Genomic DNA, 20,566 nt, shown 5'->3' with positions numbered 1-20,566 from the left:
CGACTAGATAAAGCGGCAGACGTGATCGACTGCGATATCGGAGAATCCGAGCGCTTCGGCTTTCGTCATCTTGCCGGAGGCGACCTCGACGACATCCTCGAGGATCCGCTCGCCCGCTTCGTTGATCGTTTCTTCGCCCTCCAAAATGCCCGAGACATCAATGTCCATGTTGTCTTTCATGCGTTTGGCGGTAATCGGGTTGGCGGTGACCTTGATGACCGGCGCTAAGGCGTGACCGGTCGGTGTGCCGCGGCCGGTGGTAAAGACAACCACGGTCGCGCCGCCCGCGATCATGCTGGTGACCGAAGAGATGTCATATCCCGGAGTGTCCATGATCAGAGCGCCTTTCTTAGTCGAGCGTGCCGCTTCGGCAAGCACTTCAACCACCGGTCGGGTTCCGCCTTTGTGGATGCAGCCGAGGCTCTTTTCTTCGATTGTGGAGAGCCCGCCCGCTTTATTGCCGGGGGTCGGCTGTCCGGTACGGCAGTCCTGGCCGGCAAGCGCGAGATGCTTCTCGTAATCCTCGCAGATGCGGATGATCTGATCATGAATCTCAGGCGTGGCGCCTCTTCTGGCAAGCACATGCTCGGCACCGATGAATTCGACCGTTTCGCTCATCATTGTGGTTGCGCCGAGATCAACAAGCCGATCGGCCATATTGCCGACCGCGGGGTTGGAGGCGATGCCGCTGGTCGCGTCGGATCCGCCGCATTCGATCGCGACGAAGAGATCCGAGACCGGACACTTGGTCCGCTGCATCTGACTGGCCTCGGCGACCATCTGACGCGCGGCTCGGACCGCCAAAGCGGCGGTTCCCACAGTGCCGCCTTCTTCCTGAATGCCAAAAGAGACAACCGGCTTATCGGTCAGAGCGCGGATTTTGTCTGCGAGCTGGCGATGACCGACTGTTTCGCAGCCGAGACCGATGATAATCACGCCGTAAACATTCGCGTTGAGCGCGAAACCGGTGAGCACGCGCTGCGTGAGTTCGGTGTTGGCGGCAACGTCAGAGCAGCCGACGTTGATGATGACGTTTTTTGTACCGCGCACCTGAGAGGCGACAACGCGGCAGGTTTCGGAAGCGCAGGCGCAGGAAGGAAGAATCAGTACATGATTTCTCACGCCGACGGAACCGTCAGATCTTTTGTATCCTAAAAATTCCATCGTTATTCTCCTTTCTGAATGTATTCGTCGGCATAGGATCTCGGACAGCTTCTGATGTTCAGGTGGCTGACCATGGTGCCTTTGAGGATCTTTTGCGTGGCTTTGCCGATGACTTCTCCGTATTTCAGGATATCTTCTTCGGGTTCAATGTCGCGCAGTGCAATCTTGTTGCAGAAAGCGACGGCGCCGACCGCTGTGATTGAGCTGCGGCTGCCGTCGGAGTCGATGATTTCTACTTCATCGGCCGGCTTGACTTCGCTTGTGCAGACGGCGACATTGTCACTGGGATGAATGTGAAGCGCCTTGGGCATTTCGTCTCCTGTTGTTTAATTTTTCTCAGCCAATTATCTTAGTCCTACCGTCGGCAAACATTAATCCGTGATAACAGTTAGAGAGGTGATCCCTAAGGATTTGCGGAGTTTTTGAATTTCTCACGAAGCCGATCCTGAAGTCCGCCGGTGCGCTCGGTGACGCGGCTTAATGAGAGTTCAACAGAAGCGGGACTTCCAAAAATGAGACAGCTCTTTTTCGCGCGTGTAAAGCCGGTGTACAGAAGCTCTCGAGTGCAGAGAGAGACCGCACCGTTTTCGGGATCCTCAAGCTCCTTGTTAGTGATCGGCGGAAGAAATACCGCGACATCATCAAAACCGGAGCCTTGCGACTGATGGATGGTGATGCCGAAAGCTGTGTCGTATGAGGGAAGCAGCATCGCGGGATACAGTCTGTCGAGATCTCCGACATATGCGTACCAAGAAGGTTGGTCCTCGTTCTTGAACCAAATCGGGAGCAGAATGCAGACATCTCCGTTCGAGATGCCGCTCGGATCATTTTTACGGACAATGATGACTTTTCCGACGTAAAACTCGTCTTCGTTCCTGCAGTTCAGCTTTTTACGAAGCACCTGATCACAGAAGCGGTTCACAGCGTCTAAACTGAATGCGCCCCTGCGCTGAGCGCAGATGGGTCGGAAGCCGCTAAGACTGTTCCAGGCGACCTTTAAAGCATCATGCAGCGGCTGAGGCAGTTTTTGGGTGTCGGTTTCTTCCGCATCATCAAGCTTGATTGTGCTGAGTGTTTGACGAAGGGACTTGACCGCTGCAGCGTAGCCATTAATCTTTTCTTCCAGCCATTTTTTCGCGGTTGCGCTGAGCCCGCTTTCCTTATTCGGTTTGTCGTAGAAGAGTCCGACCGCGCCGAATGCTCCGTTTGTCTCCGCGCCTTCAAAGAGTGCTTCGAATTCATGCAGATCCGCGGTTTTGTTTTCCAGATTCAGAATATGTGTCGCGACTTTGTGGATGAGACTGTCTTTTTTAAAGCGTTTGCTTTCGGTGAGTTCGCAGCTGAAGCGGCTGAGCGGTCCGCTGCTGTTGGAGATATCGGCAAAAACAGAACCCGGGCCGACCGCCGCAAGCTGATGCTTATCTCCGAGCACGACCGTCTTAGTTGTGTGCGGATCGATGACGCTAAAGAGACTGTCCGCCAAATGTTCGTCCACCATGGAACCTTCGTCGATAATCAAAATCCGCGTTTCCAGAGGATTGGTCCGGGAAGGCCGTTCTCCGTTGGAAAGCGGTGTTCCGAGCAGTTTATGAATCGTCAGACTCTGAATTCGTTCTTCATCGGCGGCTTTTTTGACCAGCGGATAGAGATTGGGGCGCTCCTGCGCGGAGTAAATGACGGATTCATTCAGGCGGCTTTTAGCCTTTCCGGTCGGAGCGCAGAGTGTGACCGACGCTTCGGGGCAATTCTGAAGCGCGACCTCCAGAAAGCGAACGACTGAGGTGGTTTTACCGGTACCGGGGCCGCCGCAGATAACCGAGAAGTTGTTCTGAAGCGCAAGAGAAGCGGCTTGCCTCTGGCCGTCGTTCAGCTGGAACGCGCCCATTTCTTTTGCTTTTGCTTCCAAAGCGTCCAATTTATCGACGCAGGCGGCGCCGGAACTCGGTGCCTTTGCGAGTGCGGCGATATTTGCCGCCAAACGGCTCTCCCCGAAGAACGATCTGTGCGAATAAATGCGCACCTTACCGGGCTCCGAGCGGTCCGCAACGAAGAGACAGACGTTTCTCATCTGATACGGATGCGCGGTGTCCAGATCGGCGCCTTCGGCGATCAGTCCGGCGCTTTTAAGAATATCGATGCAGCGGAGCTTCTCATCGTCACTCTTCCATTCAAGGCAGAGACCACCTTTGTTCTCGATCTCCGTCAGCTCCTGAAGAAGCACGGTGAGCGCGCCGCGCAGCTGCGGGTCGCTGCTGCCTGTTTTCGCTTCGGTCAGCCCGAGAATAATTTCCGTGAGGGCTTCGTAGGAAGTATCCTGTTCGATCATGAGGCGCTTTCCTCCGCTCTTTTCTGAGCATACATTTCTAATACTTGGTCGCTGTAGCCGTTTTTAAAAAAGTCATCCAGGCATTCGATAAGCGTTTCTGAGGGCCGATCGATTTCAATGCCCTGAGCGGGCTTGTCTTTGCGAACGCCGCGCACAAAGAAGTACGCCGCTCCTCCGATGAGGCGGTATCCGCTGCTTGTTCCTGTTCGGCTTTCCAGAAGACGCTTAAACGCGACGAGATAAAGGATGTACTGCAGACGGTAGAGATTCTCGTCCATCTTTGCGCTGACCGCCTGCGGCGTGTAGTCCGAGGCTTTTGTACCGAGTCGGTTGGTTTTCCAGTCGATAATCCAGTACTTGCCGCCAACCTCGAACGCAAAGTCGATCGATCCGGTGAGATAGCCTTTCATATCAGCGTCCGAAAGGCTGAGTCCGCTTAATCTCGGTTCAAGCGTTTTAACGGTGCGTTCCAGAAGATGCGCGGTTAACGGGATGCGTCCGGGCTTGGGCGTATTCCCAACCGTGATTAAAAACCTCATTTCCGACATTCTGCGCTCGGGCCGATCGATGAGTTCTCTCAGGCAGAAATCTTTATTGTCTTTCAGAAACGGCACGGAAAGAATGTGATCAAGGACCAACTTCAGATCGGCATCCATTTTTTCTTCCAGCTCCTTCGGATTTTCCGTGTCGGCAGGGATTTTCTTTGTGATTTTAGCCATCGACCTGTTGATGAGCAGCTCGGGGCTGTAATGCACCTTAGGCGGGAAAATTGTCTCCATCACTTTATGGAAATCCGTGCCGAATTCTGCAGCGCCTCGATTCAGCTGCAGGGACGCAAGAAGGTCCCGATCCGGGTTGTCCTCTGCGGGGACTTTTTTTGCGGTTTCCTCGACAATGTCCCCCGGCTCGGTATCCTCTTCATCCGAGATCAGACGGCTTCGCGGCGTATCCGAGTTCTTAACGAGTCCTGAGAAGCTCGAAGTGCGCCACGCGGCAGAGGTTCTGATGCAGCTGCCGGCTTCAAGATCATCCTGAGCGGCAGAAACATACGGAGCGTTAGGCGGTGGAACGCTGCAAATATCGAGTTCTATGTTAAAGGGTTCATAAGCGTCGATGGCCGCCTGAGAGCACGGTACAGATTTGCTTATGACATAGTATTTGAGTGCTCGGCGGATTTCATCTTTGAGAGACTTTTGACTCAGAATATTTCGAAGATCATCAATCGCTTTTATGGCGCCCGCTCCTTTTTCGTTTCCGGTCAGCGCGGCGCCAAGATAGGCCTTGCCACCGCTGCTTCCGTGAAGTCCGCCGCTTTTGGTCATGCGGCTGAAGAACGGAACGACTAGTCTGGCTGCGGCTCGGGTCAGCGCGACGTAGACGAGGCGAACGCCTTCCTGCTTGTCTCCAAGCGGATTAGGAGACGCCTCTTCAAGAGAAAGAAGCAGTCCTTTGTCTGCGTTCGGATTGTTCGAGATGTTTTCTCGGAACGCGACCGACTTCTGTGAACCCGGACCGAACTGACTTTCCGGCAGGTAGACGACCGGGTACTGCAGACCTTTGCTGCTGTGGATCGTCACGACTCTGACAACGTCGGAATCGGTTTCTTTTCGCTGATTGAATTTGCTTTCGCTGTCTTCATCAACGTCAAGATTCGGTTCGTCCATCCAGCGAATCAGTCCCTGAAGCGTGTGAATTTGTTTGCTTGCTTCATGCAGCAGCTCAAAAAGATGCTGGTAATTGGTGAGAATGCGCTCCGGATCATCCTCAATAGGATAGTTGAGGATTCGATCTTCCGTCCTGCATCGCTCGAATATGAGTGAGAGAGCCGCGGTGATTCCGCTTCGTTCGTATACTTCCGCGGCTTGTTCAAGAAGCAGTTTGATCTCGATGGCGCCCTGTGTATCCGAAAGAATCGCGTTCAGAGAGTCTCCGACAATTCTTGTTGCGCGTACGGTGTTCAGGACCTTGCGCTCCGCAGGATTCGACATACCGAGAATTAGACTTCGGATTTCCGCGCATTCTTCGGACCCCATGACGCTCGAGCCGTCGCTTAAAGAAACCTTGATTCCGGCAGCCTTAAGCGCAGAAATATAGTTGTCTGCGTGTGTGCGGTTTCTGACCAATATGCAGATATCACTCGGACGAAGCGGTTTCCCCTTGTAGTACACATCGCCGCTCAGCATCTCTTTGATGTCCTGCGTGAGAAGGGATTTTTTGATTTCTCTAATCTCATCGGCGCTGATTTCGTTCTTGCCGCTTTCCACATTCGACCAAAAATCAAAAGAGGAGAGCGGCACGAAGGAGCCGTCCTCGTTTTTCCTCATGAGGGGCGGATTTTTGTAGGACGAATCAACGCCCGAGAATTGAATGGTCTTATCAAGGAACGCACCCGGAGACTTCGGACTCGTCCTTGCGCCGATTTGGAAGAGCTCATTGAGCGCGATCACAATACCCGGCGTGGATCGAAAGTTGGTTTTGAGTTCCTGCGTATTTGAAACGGCGGTTCTTGCTTTTACGTAGGTATCAAGATCGGCGTTTCTAAAGGAATAAATCGATTGTTTTGGATCACCGACAAAAATTACCGGGCGATTGGGATTTTCTTTGTCCTTAATGAAAAGCGCTTCAAAGATGGAGTACTGAAGGGGGTCCGTATCCTGAAACTCATCAATCAGCGCGGCCTGAAAGAGAGATCGAACTTCTTTGACGAAGTTTTTCGAGGCTTCGGTGCTGAGCGTGACACGCTCCTCCATTTCCGTAAGCAGGTCGTTAAAGGTATGGATGCGGTTTTGGCGCTTGTACTCTCTGAACCACTGAGGCGCAGTGTCTCTGAATAGAGCCATAAAATCGCGAACGTCATCTTCGAGTTCCACGTCAGCTTTTTCAGTCCGTCTCTGAATAAATTTCACCTGATCGCGGAGCGGAAGAGAGTGCGTCAGAAGGGACATCTTTTCGATGAACGTATTCCAATCCGTGTTTTTCAAAAGGCCGAGCACTTCGGCCTTGTCAAGACTCAGTAGAAGGGGCGGAATATGCGTTCTCAGGAACATCTCAATCGCTTCTGTCTTCTGAGTCTGTCCGTCGCCAAGTCCGAAATCGTAACTGCCGTGCGAAGAGAACACGTAATCACCGAGCATTTTTCGACAGAAGCTGTGGATCGTATAGATCGGTGCGTCGTCGATTGAAGTCAGAGCGGTTGAGAGTCGCCTGTAGACGCATTCATGCAGATCAAGCCCGCTCTGATGCCATTTTTGTACGAGCTGGCAAAACGAGTCCGGATCCTCTTTAACGGCCGATGCGACGGCAGGCAGCTCATTTTTTTTGAAATGATCTGCGTCAAAATTCGCCTGAGAAAGCTTTTCTGTCATAGTGGTGAGCGTCTCTCTCAGTCGGGATTTCAGCTCAAATGTTGCCGCTTTTGTGAAGGTGACCACCAGAATAGAGCTGACTGGTATTTCGTTCTCAACTAAGAGACGAAGGATTAGCAGCATGAGCGAGTATGTTTTTCCCGTACCCGCACTGGCTTCAATCAGCATCGGTCCTTTGAGTTCAGCATTGACCGCATCAAAATCTTTAGCCATAAATTTGATCTCCGGACGATGTTTCAATGAGTTTTTTCAAATCCTTGAGCAGCGTAAAGACGTCCATGGGGTCGTCTTTCGCTTTTCTCTTTGGCGGGTTCATGATGCTTAGGATTTTTGTTGAGATTCGAGTGCTTAGGTTCGCCGCCTCCCTTTGAACTTCCTGAGGGTATCCGCGCCAGATGCTCGTTGCTTCGCGATTGGAATCCGAGAGAGGATCGCCGATAAACCCGACAACATGAGTGAGCTGCAGATCGAATATCTTCAGAAAAACAGAAAGCAGGAGATCCGCGCCTGCGACAGGCCAAAAAACCTGGCAGGGACTCGGCTTTTTGACCTTCGATTTAGTGTCTTTAACGGGCAGACAAAGCGAGATGAGTGTGTAAGGGGCATCCAGCGCGGTCCAGATAATCTGCCGCAGGCGCTCGCGCTTCAGCTCGGAATGAGAAGCGGGAATAATGACGCGGATAAGTCCCTCAACCGGCACAGCTTCCGCTGCTCCGGGGAATTTAATTTCCGTTTCCTCTCCCTTGATCCGATAGAAGTCGGAAATGTCGTCCGAGAGGGTTTGGACAAAGCTCTTCAATGAGCTGATGTCTTCACGAAGCTCCTTTTTGAAGGGCCCTTGCGCCAGCGTCGGGAGAATGTTCCTTCTCCACTCATAAGCGCTGTGAAGTTCAAAGCAAAGGTCTTCCGCCGTGGTGTCGCGAACGCAGGGCATCCCAAAGTTCGGGTTGGCGTTTGTGATCAGAGATAAATCGCTGATTCCTGCCCCCTTGTTCAGAAGCTCAACCACATTTTTGCGCACCTTTGAGAGCATAAGCTTGTCCGAGTCGTCGAAGAACAGATCCGAGTGCTCCGCCGCTTGAAATTCATCGTTGAGGCTGAGCAGCTTGCTGACCCAGGCGTCAGGATTGTTGAGAAACTTGACGAATATGCTGACAGGGAGCTCTCTCTGCTTGGAAAGCAGAGGCGGAAGCAGATTAGGCGCAATACCGGTGTCCGCAAATAAAAAGTGCGTTCCTTTTCTGCTCTGATCCTCAATCGTCTGCAGAATGTCTTTTCTCGGGCTTCGCCAAAAGAGATTGTTTTCTCCTTTGCAGAAATTGCGTTCAGAGAAACGATTGAGCGGAATTTTGCTGGTGATTCCATTCCACAGCGCTTTGGCGTCATGACTCTTTCGGGCGTTGGAGATGAAATAACTCTTGAAGTTCTCAACAACAATGGAAGGATTATTTTCGCTTTGCGGTTTAGTTCCGGCGGTGTAGGAAATAATGAGGTTTTCACGCGCGGACATCAGCGTGTCAAAAAACACCGCGTTGTTGTCTTTTCTCGCATCTCGGTCCGCACGGCGCGGAACGGCTTTCATTAAATCGAACTCTTCAAAGCTCGGGGTTCCCGGAAAGCCGCTGAGCTCGTCAAAACCTAAGCATGCAATGACCTTAAAGGGAAGACCGCGCACCGAGCCGATCTGAGCGAACGTTAAAACACCGGTCCCCGTTTGCTTAATTTTCTCTCGGGAAAGTCCGCTGGAAATTTCGTTGAGTATGACGTCAAAAGAGACTGGTTCATTTTCGCCCAAGGACAGAACCAGGGCCTTGCATAATTTATCAAGCTGTTTATCCAGGCGGAATCGGTCGTTTTCATTGGTGCCCGCGATCAGAAGTTCGCTGATCTGGGCGAGTTTGGCGCGCCACTGATCGGCTTCAAGCATGAAATCGGATCCGGCAAGATCGTCACGAACTTTTCTGAGCGCAAGGCAGAATCGGCTGATGACTTTAAAAAGTCTTCCCGCCTCGTCGTTGGTTGTGTCAAAACCCTGAAGTTCGTCTCCGCGTATCGGCAGTACGCCTTGAAACGGCAGATCCAGATCGTCATCGGTGAGATAGCCCACAGTCAGTCGCTCAAGCGCCTCCTGCAGTGAGCAGTCGTCTTCTTCGAGGCCGAGATTTTCGCGATGGACCCTGTCGAAACTGATGCGGTAGCCTGCGGCGGTAAGCCAGTTTTTGATGACGGAGATATCTTCCAAGCCGAATCCGAAACTGTTTTGTACTGCTTCAAGTTCCAGACAGTTAAAGAAGCGATCGGCGCTGAAGTCGGAGTTGAGCAGCTCTCCGAGTCTGATAAAAGCGACCGCGGCTTGGTTGGTTTGGCTTTCGGACTGTCCGAGGATTTTGTAGGGTATGGAAATCGGCAGGTCGCTTCTCTTGGGAAGCGAAGTCATAACGCCTTCGATAATCGGGGCCGCGTCATCGATCTTCGGGAGCACGATCAGGATGTCCGAGAGTTTCAGATCTCGCGTCGGATCGGCAAGCCAGTTTTGAAGAATATCGACTGTCGCTTCGATCTCTCTCGTAAGAGACGGGGCTTTCAGAACCCGCAGCGAGACATCCTCGGGGTCGGGTTTGCTCGGCAGCAGCGTGCTGTCGAGTTTAAGCACCGAGTTCTGGAAGCGGTGCAGGAAAGAATCGTTCGGATAGGTCAGAAAGTACGCTTCAGTTTCCGTCTTCATGGATTCCGAAGGATCTGTTTCCGTAAACGGACGAAGTCCGTTTTCCGTGGTCAGGAAGTGACGCTTTGTTTGACTGACGGGCGCATTTTTACGTCTGTCGAGCTCTTCCTGCTCAGGCTCGCCTTCGGCTAAAGTGCTTTCTTCAGAAGTATGGATAAAGCTGTCGAGTCGGTCGATCGCAGCACGCGTACTCGCCGCGTTGGAGGTGAGATAAACGAGCGGAGCGGCGGCACTCGGTCTTTCCACGTTCTCTTCCGGATTCCAGTCAAAAAGATTGATCGGAAGCGATTCAAACCAGTACTCCGAGCTTGGATTCAGAAAGTAGATATCCACGTCGCGCTGAGCGGATTCCAGAGAGTAGGCCCGAATGATCGGCAGCATAATCGGCGCCAGAGTGAACGGCATAAAGAGATGGATGGAGCTGTGCGCGCTTTCCGCTTTAAAATTGCTCAGACCGTCGATTGTGTTTTCCAGCCAGGACAGAAAGTCGCCTTTTCTTTCTTTGCCATCCTTTGTTTGGCCGTGTTTCGCGCTGAGGACCAGATCCTGCCACAGGTGCTTCTGCCAGAGATAGTCGGGCTGCTCGATGAGTTTAGCCTGCTCATGCGGCTTGATGCGGATGGAGGAGCCGCCCTGTAATTTATTTTCTACTTCTTCGGTCCAGTCTTTGAGCCAATCAAATCGATACGAGCCGTACGTGACAAAGACATTGTTCACGTGACGGCTGAATTCCATGATGCCGCAGTCGTCGAGCCCCTTCAGATAATTGGTGAGCCGTTCTTCAGAAGGACGGCTTTGGTGTTGTCTCTCTTTGAGGAGTTTAAACAGCCGCCAGTCCATCTGATCGGATATGCCCTCTTTGGAGAGCGAAGAGGACAGCTTTTCGTAAAGCCAGCTCGCAATGTTGGTGACATTGATGCCGGGAACGACGCCGAAATGATCCGCGATGCTGCGCTCGAGCGAGTCGCCAACCAGTGGGCTCGGGGCAATGACGGGAATGGTTTCAAAGATTGAGGCTCCGCTGTTTCGCAGATCCTCAATTTCAAAATTTAGGCGTGTAAGCAGAATTCCCCGAAGAACTTCAAAGGAATTGGAATAATACGTACGGATCATCGGATCCTCCGAAGGTTAACTCTTGCGGGACGGTTGGCTCTCTCGTCGGTTACGCCCGATTTTTCGGCGGAACCCGAACGGTGAATGTATAGCAGTAGTCGCCGATCGCGTCGAGCTTGTAACGCTCGCCCTTAATAAGAACGTAGTAGAGACCGTCTTTGACAACCAGGAATGTCGGGTGAACTGAGAAGCCTTCCCCAGAGGCGTACATCACAAAATCACGGCGGCTGTCTTCCACGGTTTTTCCGGGTGTCTGATAAAGACCGACTAAAAAGAATTCTCCGAAATAATCATTGGGCACATCAACCTTGTCGTAGATGGAGACCGCTTCGATACTCTCGATGGTTTGAATCTGAAGTCCGACGAGCGTGTCCTTGGCAATTTTTCCGAGTTTCTCAGGAATTGCCTGAAAGTCTTCGCGTTTACCGATCACAATCAGCGCGACTGTCAGCTCTCCGTCATCGGACTCCACGTCGGTGGAGTAGCGCGGGAAGCACTGAACCTGACGCACGCCGACGCAGGTGAGTTTCATAACAAAGAGGAATTCCTCCGGATAATCAGCCTGCGCGGAGAAGTTCGGATGCATGGTGATTGAGGCCTGAGCCATATTATTCGGGCAGGCCGAGGCCTCAAGGTCTGAAACATCGTTCCAAGTCTGACGAGCCTCTTCTTCGAGTGCAGCGACGTTGTCACTGAAGTCGTAGGGTTTTTCAGCGCGTTCGAGACGCGATTTTCTTTCTTCTGAGTTGAGAATTGAGAAATGATTAGTCATCGAAAGAGAATCCTAGGTTGAAATTTCGTTTATCTATGCCAAAGTGCTGGTAAGCTTTTAAAGTGGCCACTCGGCCTCGGGGGGTTCTCTGAACAAAGCCTTCCTTAATGAGGTAGGGCTCCACCATATCCTGCAGTGTGTCGGACTCTTCGCCGACGGCAGACGCAAGGTTTTCGATTCCGACCGGACCGCCTTCGAACTTATCGATAATCGCCAGAAGGAACTGACAGTCAAGGCTGTCGAGTCCGATCGGGTCGACTTCAAGCATAGTAAGCGCGGCCTGAGCGATTTCTTTGGAGAGTCTGCCCTGATGTTTTACTTCGGAGTAATCGCGGATGCGTCGCAGCAGACGGTTGGCGATACGCGGAGTGCCGCGGGATCGGCGCGCGATTTCTTCGGCCGCGCCTTTATCGTCATCCATGTTCAGAAGACGCATGGAGCGCAGCACGATCGAGGTCAGATCTTCGGGTGAGTAGTACTGAAGCTGTGCACGGATTCCGAATCGATCCTGAAGAGGCTTGGTGAGGGCGCCGGCTCTCGTTGTCGCGCCGACCAAAGTGAAATGCGGCAGGTCGATCTTGATGGAGCGGGCAGCGGGGCCTTCACCGATCATGATGTCGAGCTTGAAATCTTCCAGAGCGGGATAAAGAATTTCTTCGACGACCGGGGAGAGGCGATGAATTTCATCGATAAAAAGGACATCGTGGGGCTCGAGACTTGTCAGCATGGCCGCCAAATCACCGGCCTTTTCCAATACAGGACCTGAGGTTTGACGAAGTTTGACGCCGATCTCGTTGGCGATAATGTTCGCGAGCGTGGTTTTGCCCAGACCCGGAGGTCCGAACAGCAGCACGTGGTCAAGCGCTTCTCCTCGCTTGCGTGCGGCGGTAATGAACAAGTCTAGCTGTTCGCGAATGTTGTCCTGTCCCGCGTAATCCTTGAGACGCGTCGGCCGCAGGGCTTTATCGATTACTTCGTCCTTGCCCGTTTTATGTTCCGACAGGAGGTCTTTATCCGTAGTCATATGTGATTAACCTTTTTGCGCAAGCTGACGCAGGCAGAGTCGAATTCCCTCGGAAGCATCCACGTCGGCGGGCACCTGTTTGGCGGCAAGACGAGCCTCTCGGTCGCTGAAGCCGAGCGCAGTGAGTGCCTGAATAATTTCGCTCTGAACGTTGGAGACGGGCGAGGAAACGGCGGTCACCAGCACTTTGTCCTTGAGTTCGAGCACCATGCGTTCTGCGGTCTTCTTGCCGATTCCGGGAATCTTGGTGAGCAGTCCGACTTCTCCGTTGGCGATCGCGTTCCCGATGTCTTCGGCAGACATGGAGGAAAGAACCGCAAGTGAAATGCGCGGACCGATGCCGCTCACCTTCATCAGCAGCTTAAAGAGTTCTTTTTCCTGAGCGGTCAGAAAACCGTAAAGTAGCTGAGCGTCTTCACGCACGATCATAACCGTGGAGAGAAAAACCTCCTCTCCGATGTCGGGCAGGTTGTAAAAGGTTGACATCGGCACATCGATTTCGTAGCCGATACCGCCGCACTCCACAACAATCTGGGGCGGATTTTTCTGAAGAATTTTTCCTCTAACGGATGCAATCACTTTTCTTTTCCTTCGTAAAGCCGCGTCCATTCGTTTCTGGAGCGGCGGGAGCTGGAGCCGCGCCGAGCCGTGCCGGTTCCGCTGGAGCCGACTTTATTAGAAAGAGCAGGGACACGATCAAGCAGGATACTGGAGTTGGCGTAACAAATTGCCGCGGCAAGCGCGTCGGCTTGGTCCGAGGAAAGATCCTCTTCGATATGCAGGTGAAATTTAACGAGTTCCTGCACCTGATCCTTGGTGGCGGCGCCGTATCCGGTTACCGACTTTTTAATTTCACGTGTGCTGAATTCCCGACACGCCAGTCGGTGAACGGCGGCCGCCGTCATTGCCGCGCCTCTTGCGTGGGAAAGCAGCATACTGGACTGAGCGTTGGAGTTCAGAAATGTTTTTTCGATCGTGGAAACCATCGGTGAATAAAGCTCAATCAGTTTTCCGAGTTCGCTGAAAATATAACCGAGCCGCTCTGAAAGTTCTCCTTTAGGCGTCACGATGACGCCTGAGGCGACGTGCCTGAGCACGCCCGGAACATAATCCACAAAACCGTAGCCTGTGAAGTTCAGTCCCGGGTCGATACCCAGAATTCTTACCGCATGTACCGCCTTATCATCCACGTTTTAGAAGCCTCCCATACCGGGGAAGCGGCCTCCCAAGTTTCTGAAAGCGCGCATCATCTTGCCCATGCCGCCTTTTTTCATCATTTTCATCATTTCGCGGCTCTGTTCGAACTGTTTGAGCAGTTTATTGACTTCCTGCACGCTAGTGCCGGCGCCGGCCGCGATTCTGCGCTTGCGGCTTGCCTTGATGATTTCCGGCCTGCGTCTTTCATGCGGCGTCATTGAGTTGATGATGCCTTCGGTTCTGGCGATCTGTTTTTTAGCGGCTTCGTCATCGACCTGGCCTGCGGCCTGAGCGAACTGAGCCGGCAGTTTTTCGATCAGCGAGGAGAAGCTGCCCATGTTTTTAACCTGAGCGAGCTGATCCTTGAAGTCTTCCAGTGTGAAGGAGTCGCCCTTGCGCATTTTTTCAGCAAACTTCTGGGCTTTTTCCACGTCCACGTTCTTACGAACTTCGTCGACCAAGGAGACGATGTCGCCCATGCCGAGAATGCGTCCGGCCATGGCCTGCGGATCAAAGCGCTGGAAGCCGGTGAGTTTTTCGCCGACACCGATGAATTTGATAGGTTTTCCGGTGACCATGCGCACGGAGAGCGCGGCGCCGCCTCTGGAGTCGCCGTCAACCTTGGTGAGGATGACACCCGTGAGCGGAAGTTTCTCGCCAAACGCCTTAGCGGTGTTCACCGCATCCTGACCGACCATCGCGTCAACGACGAAGAATGTTTCAATCGGATGCAGGAAGTTTTCGAGTTCGGCCACTTCGTTCATCATCTGTTCGTCGATGGCAAGGCGGCCGGCCGTATCGACAATCAGCACATCGTAAAAGTGCAGTTTGGCGTAATCGAGCGCTTTCTTTGCGATGTCGAGCGGTTTTTCGTCAGTCGAGCTTGGGAAGAAAGAGATACCGGCCTGTTCGGACACGGTTTTTAACTGTTCGATAGCGGCGGGACGGTATACGTCAGCGGAAACGGTCAGGATTTTTTTCTTCTTTTCTTCGGAGAGCCACTTGCCAAGTTTGCCTGCGGTGGTTGTCTTACCTGCGCCCTGCAGACCGGCTAAAAGAATCACGGCGGGCGGCTGAACGGATAAGTTGATCTCGCGGGCGGATTCCGGGTCTGAACCGCCGATGATCTGCGTCAGTTCGTCGTGAACGATTCCGACCAGAGCTTGTCCCGGAGTAAGGCTGGTTTGAACTTCCGTACCGAGGGCCTTTTCCTTGATTCGGGCAATCAAATCGCGTACGACAGGAATAGCGACGTCGGCCTCAAGCAGGGCGATTCGGATTTCCCGAAGCATTTCCTGCATATTGGATTCCGTCAGGCGAGCCTGTCCGCGGATGGTTTTTACAACTTTACTGAGACGCTGAGTAAGAGAATCTAGCATTACATTAAGTCTTGTTAAAGAGTTAAGTCATACAATACTGAAAACAGATAATGAGTCGTACCTATGACACTAAATGCCATATTTTACGTTTTTGCGGCCTGCTTGTATTTAGCGGCTGCATTCGGAATTTACAAAACGTTGCAAGAGCCGTCGCCCGAGACAAAGATCTGGGTAAAACCGCTGATTACAGGCGGTCTGATGATCCAGACTTATCTCATCTACGAAGCGCTTTTCCTTCACGGAACCCCGCACTTCGGTTTAGCGCTGGCGTTGTCCGTCACACTGGGCACCTGTACGCTTCTGCTGCTTTTGGAAAGTTTCTTTTCTAAAATCGGTTCGATGCTGGTTTTTGTGCTTCCGCTCTCTGCGGTGAGCATGCTGCTTCCGCTGATTATGCCGGGGTCACCCTTGGGGCCGGAAACCTCCACGTTCGCTTTTCGCATGCATCTGCTGCTTGCGATTCTGGCCTATAGCGTCATGACCATGGCGGTTTTAGAGGCTTTGCTTTTAATGGCCGCGCACAAGCGCGTCCGCTCCAAGGCTTTTACGGAGCCGCCTGAAGACGGCAAAGTCAGTATTCTGGACAACATGCCGAGCGTGATGAGTATGGAAAGTACGCTCTTTCGTTTGATCTGGGTCGGTTTTATTGTTCTGACGGCGGCGATTCTTTTCGGCGCGATTTTCTCCAATGAGCTCAGCGGTGAAGCTTTCCGTTTTGACCATAAGACTGTGACCACCTGCATGGCGTGGCTGATATTCGGGATTCTTTTGCTCGGTCATCATGTGTTCGGCTGGAGAGGTCGTTTTGCGGCCCGCTGGACGGTTATAGGATTTGTGGTGCTGATGATTTCCTATATTGGCGTCCGTCTTGTGCTTGAGATCGCACAGTAGGAGAAGTTCATGTTCAAGATTCTGTTTTTTGCTGCGATTGCGGCCGTTATTTATTTCGGCTGGCGTTCTGTTCGTATGAAGCAGATGGAGCTGGAGAAACGTCTGGATCAGCAGGAAAAGTCGGTTCAGAAAACCCAGCAGAGCGGAGAGCGCATGGTGCAGTGCGCCAATTGCGGAGTTTATGTTCCTGAATCGGAAGCGATCAGAATCGGCAGAGACTGCTATTGCTGCCGCGAGCACGCTGAAGCCGGCAGGAGGCGTTAAGCATTATGAAAATTGACTCGGACGGCTGGTGTGATGAGGCCTATATTCGTATTTCACCGCACTTTAACGAGCGGCCTCAGAATGAAAAAATCTCTCTGATTGTGATTCACAACATCAGCTTGCCGCGCGGTAAGTTTGGTACGGGCTATGTGGACGCTTTATTTCAGAACACTCTGGACTGTGAGGCGGATCCATCCTTTTCGGACTTGGAAGGGCTGCACGTTTCCTCGCATTTTTTTATTGACCGCAAGGGACAGCTCTTTCAGTATGTCTCCTGCTTGGATCGGGCGTGGCACGCCGGAGTTTCGAGATTTGCCGGGCGGGAAGGGTGCAATGATTTTTCGATCGGCATTGAGCTTGAAGGAACCGACGATATTGCGTACACGGACGAACAGTATCAGATGCTTGCGCTTCTGACGGATACGCTTGCGGACACTTATCCGATTACCGATATTACCGGTCACGCCAACATCGCACCGCAGCGCAAGACGGATCCGGGCGCTTCGTTTGATTGGATAAAATTTGAACGTCTTTGTAAAACGGGAAAACTGATTAGTTATCCGTTCGTTTAGACTAATAAGTTAAATACTGAAACACGACTACTAGGGAAAGGTCTATTAACTGTGGCTGGCACATTTCTTTTTACATTAAAACTTCTGTGCTCTGTTTTCGGCAGCCTGCTTCTGCTGAGAGCGTATCTGCGCTATCTCGGAATTCCCGGGAACGATCCGCTCGTGTCGTTTGCTCATTCTCTGACGCAATGGGCGGTTGAGCCGGCATCCAAGTTCATTAAGCGCACCCGCAATATTGAATGGCCGTCAATTTTTGTCTGCTATTTGGTCGCGGTGATTTATCAGTTTTTCCACTGGCTGATGGGTTCCGGCCACGGCGGTGTTTGGCCGTTTGTATTTGGTTCTGCGGTTTTAGTCGTTTATTGGGCGATTGAGCTGGCGATGTGGGCGACGGTGCTCTTTTGTATTTTTTCTTGGGTTAATCAGGCTTCGGCCAACTATCGTACGCTGAGTTATCTCTGTTATCCGATTCTTGCGCCGTTTAAGAAAGTGATTCCGGTTTGGCGCAACATTGATTTTTCCGGGGTCGCATTTATTATTCTCGCCAACATTGTTTTAGCGCTGATTACGCCGCTGACCTAATTTTTAGCATCACACAATATGGAGCTGTCAGAGCTTGGGAAGATTCCGGGCTCATGACAGCTTTCTTTTTGTCTGATAGTGAGTACGTACTGACTCACGACGGCGACGTGAAATCAGGCGCATCTCAAATGGTGAGCGTTCGAACACTTGAAAACACGTGCAGGATGTCGCAAAAAATCGGCAAAAAATTTGTGCATCTGAACAATTCGCTTGATTGGATTCTCAATGGTTCGAACGATGAAAATACGGAGTTTGACGATCTGCTGTCTTTATAAAAAGTCTTGTGTCGCAAGGATTGTGCTGCATCCGAGGCTCAACTTCCAAATCCAGATGCGCCTCAAACGGTGAGCGTTCGAATGCTTGAGAACACGTACCGAGATGCCGCATAAGGCGGCAAATACACAGAACAAATAAAAACCGCCGAGGCCGATAAGCCGCGGCGGTGAACCGCTCAATTATGAGTTACTGCTGATTCTGCGCTTGTGCAGAGGCATTTATTCTGTTTTCTTCTCCGAAAACGCGGAAAGCTTCGACGGCAAGCGCTGCGGAAAGAACGGCCAGAACAGTGGAAACTCCGACGATCAACCAGTTTTTACCAAGGTTGGCGTAAATGAGTTGGCCGAGCGAGCAGAAAGTGACCGCAAACATGAAATACATCGGAATTGTGATCATGAGGTGGTTGCGCTTGGATTTCTTTAACCAAGCGGCAATTGCGAGCAGCGCAAGAGCGGCAAGCATTTGGTTTGCGGTACCAAAGATCGGCCAAATGGTCAGGTAAGAACCGGTCGACATGATCCAGGCAAGCGCGATGGTGATGCCGGTCGCGACATAACGGTTGGAAACAGCTTTACCAAGCGGAGAGTTCGCTCCGGCTTTGGTTGTGACCATTTCCTGGAAAATGAAGCGGCCAAGTCGTGTCGCAGTATCCAGAGTGGTCAGCGCAAAGGCGGAAATGGTCAGAGCGACAAACTCCTTGGAGAGATTGAAGTCCAGACCAATCGCAGTCATGAAGGTGGCAGTACCCTGAGAGAAGGCGTTGACAGGGCCGCCGTTTTTAAGCAGTTCGGGCAGCTTGTCAGCCGAAACATAAGCGACGGAAATAATCGCGCAGATGGCGAGCAGACCTTCAATCAGCATCGAACCGTAGCCGATGAGCTTGGCGTTGCGTTCATTGTCGAGCTGCTTGGAGCTGGTTCCGGAACTGACCAGAGAGTGGAAGCCGGAAATAGCGCCGCATGCGACAGTGACAAAAAGAACCGGGAAGAGCCACTGTCCGCCGCCTAAATCAAATCCGACAAAAGGAGAAATTTCCATTTCAGGCTGATACAGACAGATACCGATAAACGCGGCGGCAATCATGATGTAAAGCAGGAAGGAATTCAGATAGTCGCGCGGCTGCAGAAGAATCCAAACCGGAGCGATGGACGCAACAAAAATATAGCCCATCATCAGAAGCAGCCACACGTCCTTTGAAAGCGTGATCGGGAAAATGTGACCCAGCCAAAAAGCGGCGGCCATACCGATGAGACCAATGACAGTGCCGACGGCAAGAGACATGCCGGAGCGATAAACGAGCAGGCCGAATGCAACGGCTAAGACAATAAAGAGCAGAGATGATGATCCGGCGCCGGGGTTGGCGACAAAAGTCGCAGCAACAATGTTGGCAAAAGCCGCAATAATGACCAGAAGCGTCACCCATGCAAAAATTGCGAACAGAAGTTTTGCGCGTTCACCGATGTTCGAGTCAATAATCTGACCGATACTCTGTCCTTTATGACGCAAAGAGGCAACGAGAGAGCCGTAATCGTGGACGCCGCCGAAGAAAATGCTTCCGACAATAATCCAGAGTGTGACTGGGACCCAGCCGAAAACCGCTGCGGTAATGGGGCCGACAATTGGGCCCGCGCCGGCGATTGAGGAGAAGTGGTGGCCGAGCAGTACCGCAGGCCGTGTAGGAAGATAATCAATCCCGTCCTTTTCTGTTTCGGCAGGAGTTTTCCTGCTGGGGTCTACGCCCCACTGTTTGGCCAGCCATGAGCCGTAAGTGAGATAAGCGATTAAAAAGATAACCGCTGACCCCAATAAAATGGTAACGCCATTCATTTATGCACCTTAGAATTGTTCGTCAGTTGAATTAGAGAAGTCATGAAAGAACGAAATTTTTCTTGATCTTCTTTCCAAAGGGATTTGAGTAAATATCTCCTTTGGAGAGATCGATCAAAATAATCGCAAGATCGGCCCATCCGCGAAGCGTGAACCAAAAGTCCTTGTGATATTTCGTTTTTTCAAGCTTACGGATTACTTCGGTCGGAATCTCTTTTTCAGAGATAAGAGCCGCCGTAAAAATAGAGGACATGTGTGATTCGTCCGCCGGAAGTCTGTCAATCAGTCTTTTGAACCGATTGAAACAGGTTTGAATGTCTTCTTCACGGATTCCGTCTGGGAAGACTTCAAGCCCGACATATTCATCATTGTTGATCGTATACAGCGAAACGCTTTTGGCTAGAAAATATTTCTGCGAGGTTCGATTGTGTTCAGCCCATACCGCCAACGATGAGAGCTCATCCGATGGCGGCTGCTTAAAATCAAACGACGCGGTCAGTCTCTGTTCCATAAGGCTGACGTATTCTGAAGCGTTCATTGCATCTCGCGGTATTACAGATGAATTTATTTTATCTTCAGGAAAAATTCATAAAGCGGTTTCTCTCTAGATATTTCCCTGATAAAAAGTGAGTCGGCTGCTCGTATGGATACCCTTGAGCGGGCGGCGGTTCGTAGATTGGAGACACTGGAAGACAAAGCTTGCGCAGAGTGGCAGAAGATCCGTCGGCAGAGCGCTGCAGAATATTTTCGATTCAGTCACAAGCTCAAAACGGGCTTCGCAATTGAAAGGAAAGAGCAAAAAGCTGAAAAATTGCAGAACTAGAGAACTAAAAATTTAAAAATCACAAAAAATCATTTTATTTCAGTGGAATAAAATGATTTTTCGTGTTATGCTAGATTACCTAATTAGATAATCGATTGTAATTATGAATACGCCAAAACTTCCTCCGCTCATTATTAAAAAGAGCCCTTCGGCTTATTACGTTTACACCTATAAAAATAAGTGGGATTCCGAGAAAAAGAGAAGTTATCGAGTTAGCTTCAAGAAGGTCGGTACTGTTACCTCCGGCCAGAAGGAAGGCCGAATCC

Annotated in this window: 18 protein-coding genes; 6 read left to right on the top strand and 12 right to left on the bottom strand. The window is 51.6% G+C overall.

Features of this window, described 5'->3' with window-relative positions; translation table 11 throughout:
* Nucleotides 1-3: 3 nt before the first annotated feature.
* The 10 genes from E5987_RS09280 to ffh form a co-directional block, all read right to left on the bottom strand.
* Nucleotides 4-1,164, bottom strand: coding sequence for a UxaA family hydrolase (locus tag E5987_RS09280; protein WP_160335811.1), 1,161 nt, complete (start codon nt 1,162-1,164; stop codon nt 4-6).
* Between the two features lie 2 nt (nt 1,165-1,166).
* Complete coding sequence (locus E5987_RS09275; protein WP_160335810.1) at nt 1,167-1,475, bottom strand: UxaA family hydrolase; 309 nt, start codon at nt 1,473-1,475, stop codon at nt 1,167-1,169.
* Nucleotides 1,476-1,567: 92 nt separating this feature from the next.
* Nucleotides 1,568-3,490, bottom strand: a complete 1,923-nt coding sequence (locus tag E5987_RS09270) for an ATP-dependent DNA helicase (RefSeq protein ID WP_160335809.1) — start codon at nt 3,488-3,490, stop codon at nt 1,568-1,570.
* Complete coding sequence (locus E5987_RS09265) at nt 3,487-7,068, bottom strand: UvrD-helicase domain-containing protein (RefSeq protein ID WP_160335808.1); 3,582 nt, start codon at nt 7,066-7,068, stop codon at nt 3,487-3,489. The genes E5987_RS09270 and E5987_RS09265 overlap by 4 nt, the downstream gene beginning before the upstream one ends.
* Complete coding sequence (locus tag E5987_RS09260) at nt 7,061-10,693, bottom strand: exodeoxyribonuclease V subunit gamma (protein WP_160335807.1); 3,633 nt, start codon at nt 10,691-10,693, stop codon at nt 7,061-7,063. Before E5987_RS09260 ends, E5987_RS09265 begins: the two co-directional genes overlap by 8 nt.
* A gap of 49 nt (nt 10,694-10,742) precedes the next feature.
* Nucleotides 10,743-11,465, bottom strand: a complete 723-nt coding sequence (locus E5987_RS09255) for a hypothetical protein (protein ID WP_160335806.1) — start codon at nt 11,463-11,465, stop codon at nt 10,743-10,745.
* A complete protein-coding gene (gene ruvB, locus E5987_RS09250; RefSeq protein WP_160335805.1) occupies nt 11,458-12,489 on the bottom strand; it encodes a Holliday junction branch migration DNA helicase RuvB in 1,032 nt (343 codons plus the stop codon). Before ruvB ends, E5987_RS09255 begins: the two co-directional genes overlap by 8 nt.
* 6 nt (nt 12,490-12,495) lie before the next feature.
* Nucleotides 12,496-13,068, bottom strand: coding sequence for a Holliday junction branch migration protein RuvA (ruvA, locus tag E5987_RS09245; protein WP_160335804.1), 573 nt, complete (start codon nt 13,066-13,068; stop codon nt 12,496-12,498).
* The gene (ruvC, locus tag E5987_RS09240) at nt 13,065-13,679 is read right to left on the bottom strand and encodes a crossover junction endodeoxyribonuclease RuvC (protein WP_160335803.1); all 615 of its coding nucleotides are present in this window, start codon (nt 13,677-13,679) and stop codon (nt 13,065-13,067) included. Before ruvC ends, ruvA begins: the two co-directional genes overlap by 4 nt.
* A gap of 3 nt (nt 13,680-13,682) precedes the next feature.
* Nucleotides 13,683-15,065: a signal recognition particle protein gene (ffh, locus tag E5987_RS09235; RefSeq protein ID WP_160335802.1), complete on the bottom strand. Its 1,383-nt coding sequence runs from the start codon at nt 15,063-15,065 to the stop codon at nt 13,683-13,685.
* A 63-nt stretch (nt 15,066-15,128) separates the two neighbouring features.
* Here ffh and E5987_RS09230 point away from each other — a divergent pair, with 63 nt between their 5' ends.
* The 5 genes from E5987_RS09230 to E5987_RS09210 are packed head-to-tail and all read left to right on the top strand — an operon-like array spanning nt 15,129 to nt 17,649.
* The gene (locus E5987_RS09230) at nt 15,129-15,956 is read left to right on the top strand and encodes a cytochrome C assembly family protein (RefSeq protein ID WP_160335801.1); all 828 of its coding nucleotides are present in this window, start codon (nt 15,129-15,131) and stop codon (nt 15,954-15,956) included.
* A 9-nt stretch (nt 15,957-15,965) separates the two neighbouring features.
* A complete protein-coding gene (locus E5987_RS09225; protein ID WP_160335800.1) occupies nt 15,966-16,220 on the top strand; it encodes a PP0621 family protein in 255 nt (84 codons plus the stop codon).
* A 5-nt stretch (nt 16,221-16,225) separates the two neighbouring features.
* Nucleotides 16,226-16,792, top strand: coding sequence for a 1,6-anhydro-N-acetylmuramyl-L-alanine amidase AmpD (gene ampD, locus E5987_RS09220; protein WP_160335799.1), 567 nt, complete (start codon nt 16,226-16,228; stop codon nt 16,790-16,792).
* Nucleotides 16,793-16,843: 51 nt separating this feature from the next.
* Nucleotides 16,844-17,374 (top strand): YggT family protein, encoded by a 531-nt coding sequence (locus E5987_RS09215; protein ID WP_160335798.1) that lies wholly within the window; start codon nt 16,844-16,846, stop codon nt 17,372-17,374.
* Between the two features lie 53 nt (nt 17,375-17,427).
* Nucleotides 17,428-17,649 (top strand): hypothetical protein, encoded by a 222-nt coding sequence (locus E5987_RS09210; protein ID WP_160335797.1) that lies wholly within the window; start codon nt 17,428-17,430, stop codon nt 17,647-17,649.
* A gap of 187 nt (nt 17,650-17,836) precedes the next feature.
* Here the strand turns inward: E5987_RS09210 and E5987_RS09205 are convergent, their stop codons facing one another.
* Together E5987_RS09205 and E5987_RS09200 are read right to left on the bottom strand one after the other, a co-directional pair.
* Nucleotides 17,837-19,477: a carbon starvation CstA family protein gene (locus tag E5987_RS09205; protein ID WP_160335796.1), complete on the bottom strand. Its 1,641-nt coding sequence runs from the start codon at nt 19,475-19,477 to the stop codon at nt 17,837-17,839.
* Between the two features lie 40 nt (nt 19,478-19,517).
* Nucleotides 19,518-20,015, bottom strand: a complete 498-nt coding sequence (locus E5987_RS09200; RefSeq protein ID WP_160335795.1) for a DUF8052 family protein — start codon at nt 20,013-20,015, stop codon at nt 19,518-19,520.
* 105 nt (nt 20,016-20,120) lie between these two features.
* On the opposite strand from E5987_RS09200, the gene E5987_RS09195 reads away from it, so the two are divergent.
* Nucleotides 20,121-20,300 (top strand): hypothetical protein, encoded by a 180-nt coding sequence (locus E5987_RS09195; RefSeq protein WP_160335794.1) that lies wholly within the window; start codon nt 20,121-20,123, stop codon nt 20,298-20,300.
* The last annotated feature ends 266 nt before the right edge of the window (nt 20,301-20,566 follow it).

Source organism: Parasutterella muris, assembly GCF_009767915.1.
Taxonomy (GTDB): domain Bacteria; phylum Pseudomonadota; class Gammaproteobacteria; order Burkholderiales; family Burkholderiaceae_F; genus Parasutterella; species Parasutterella muris.
Note: the sequence above shows the minus strand (reverse complement) of the source record. Positions and strands in the feature narration are given on the sequence as shown.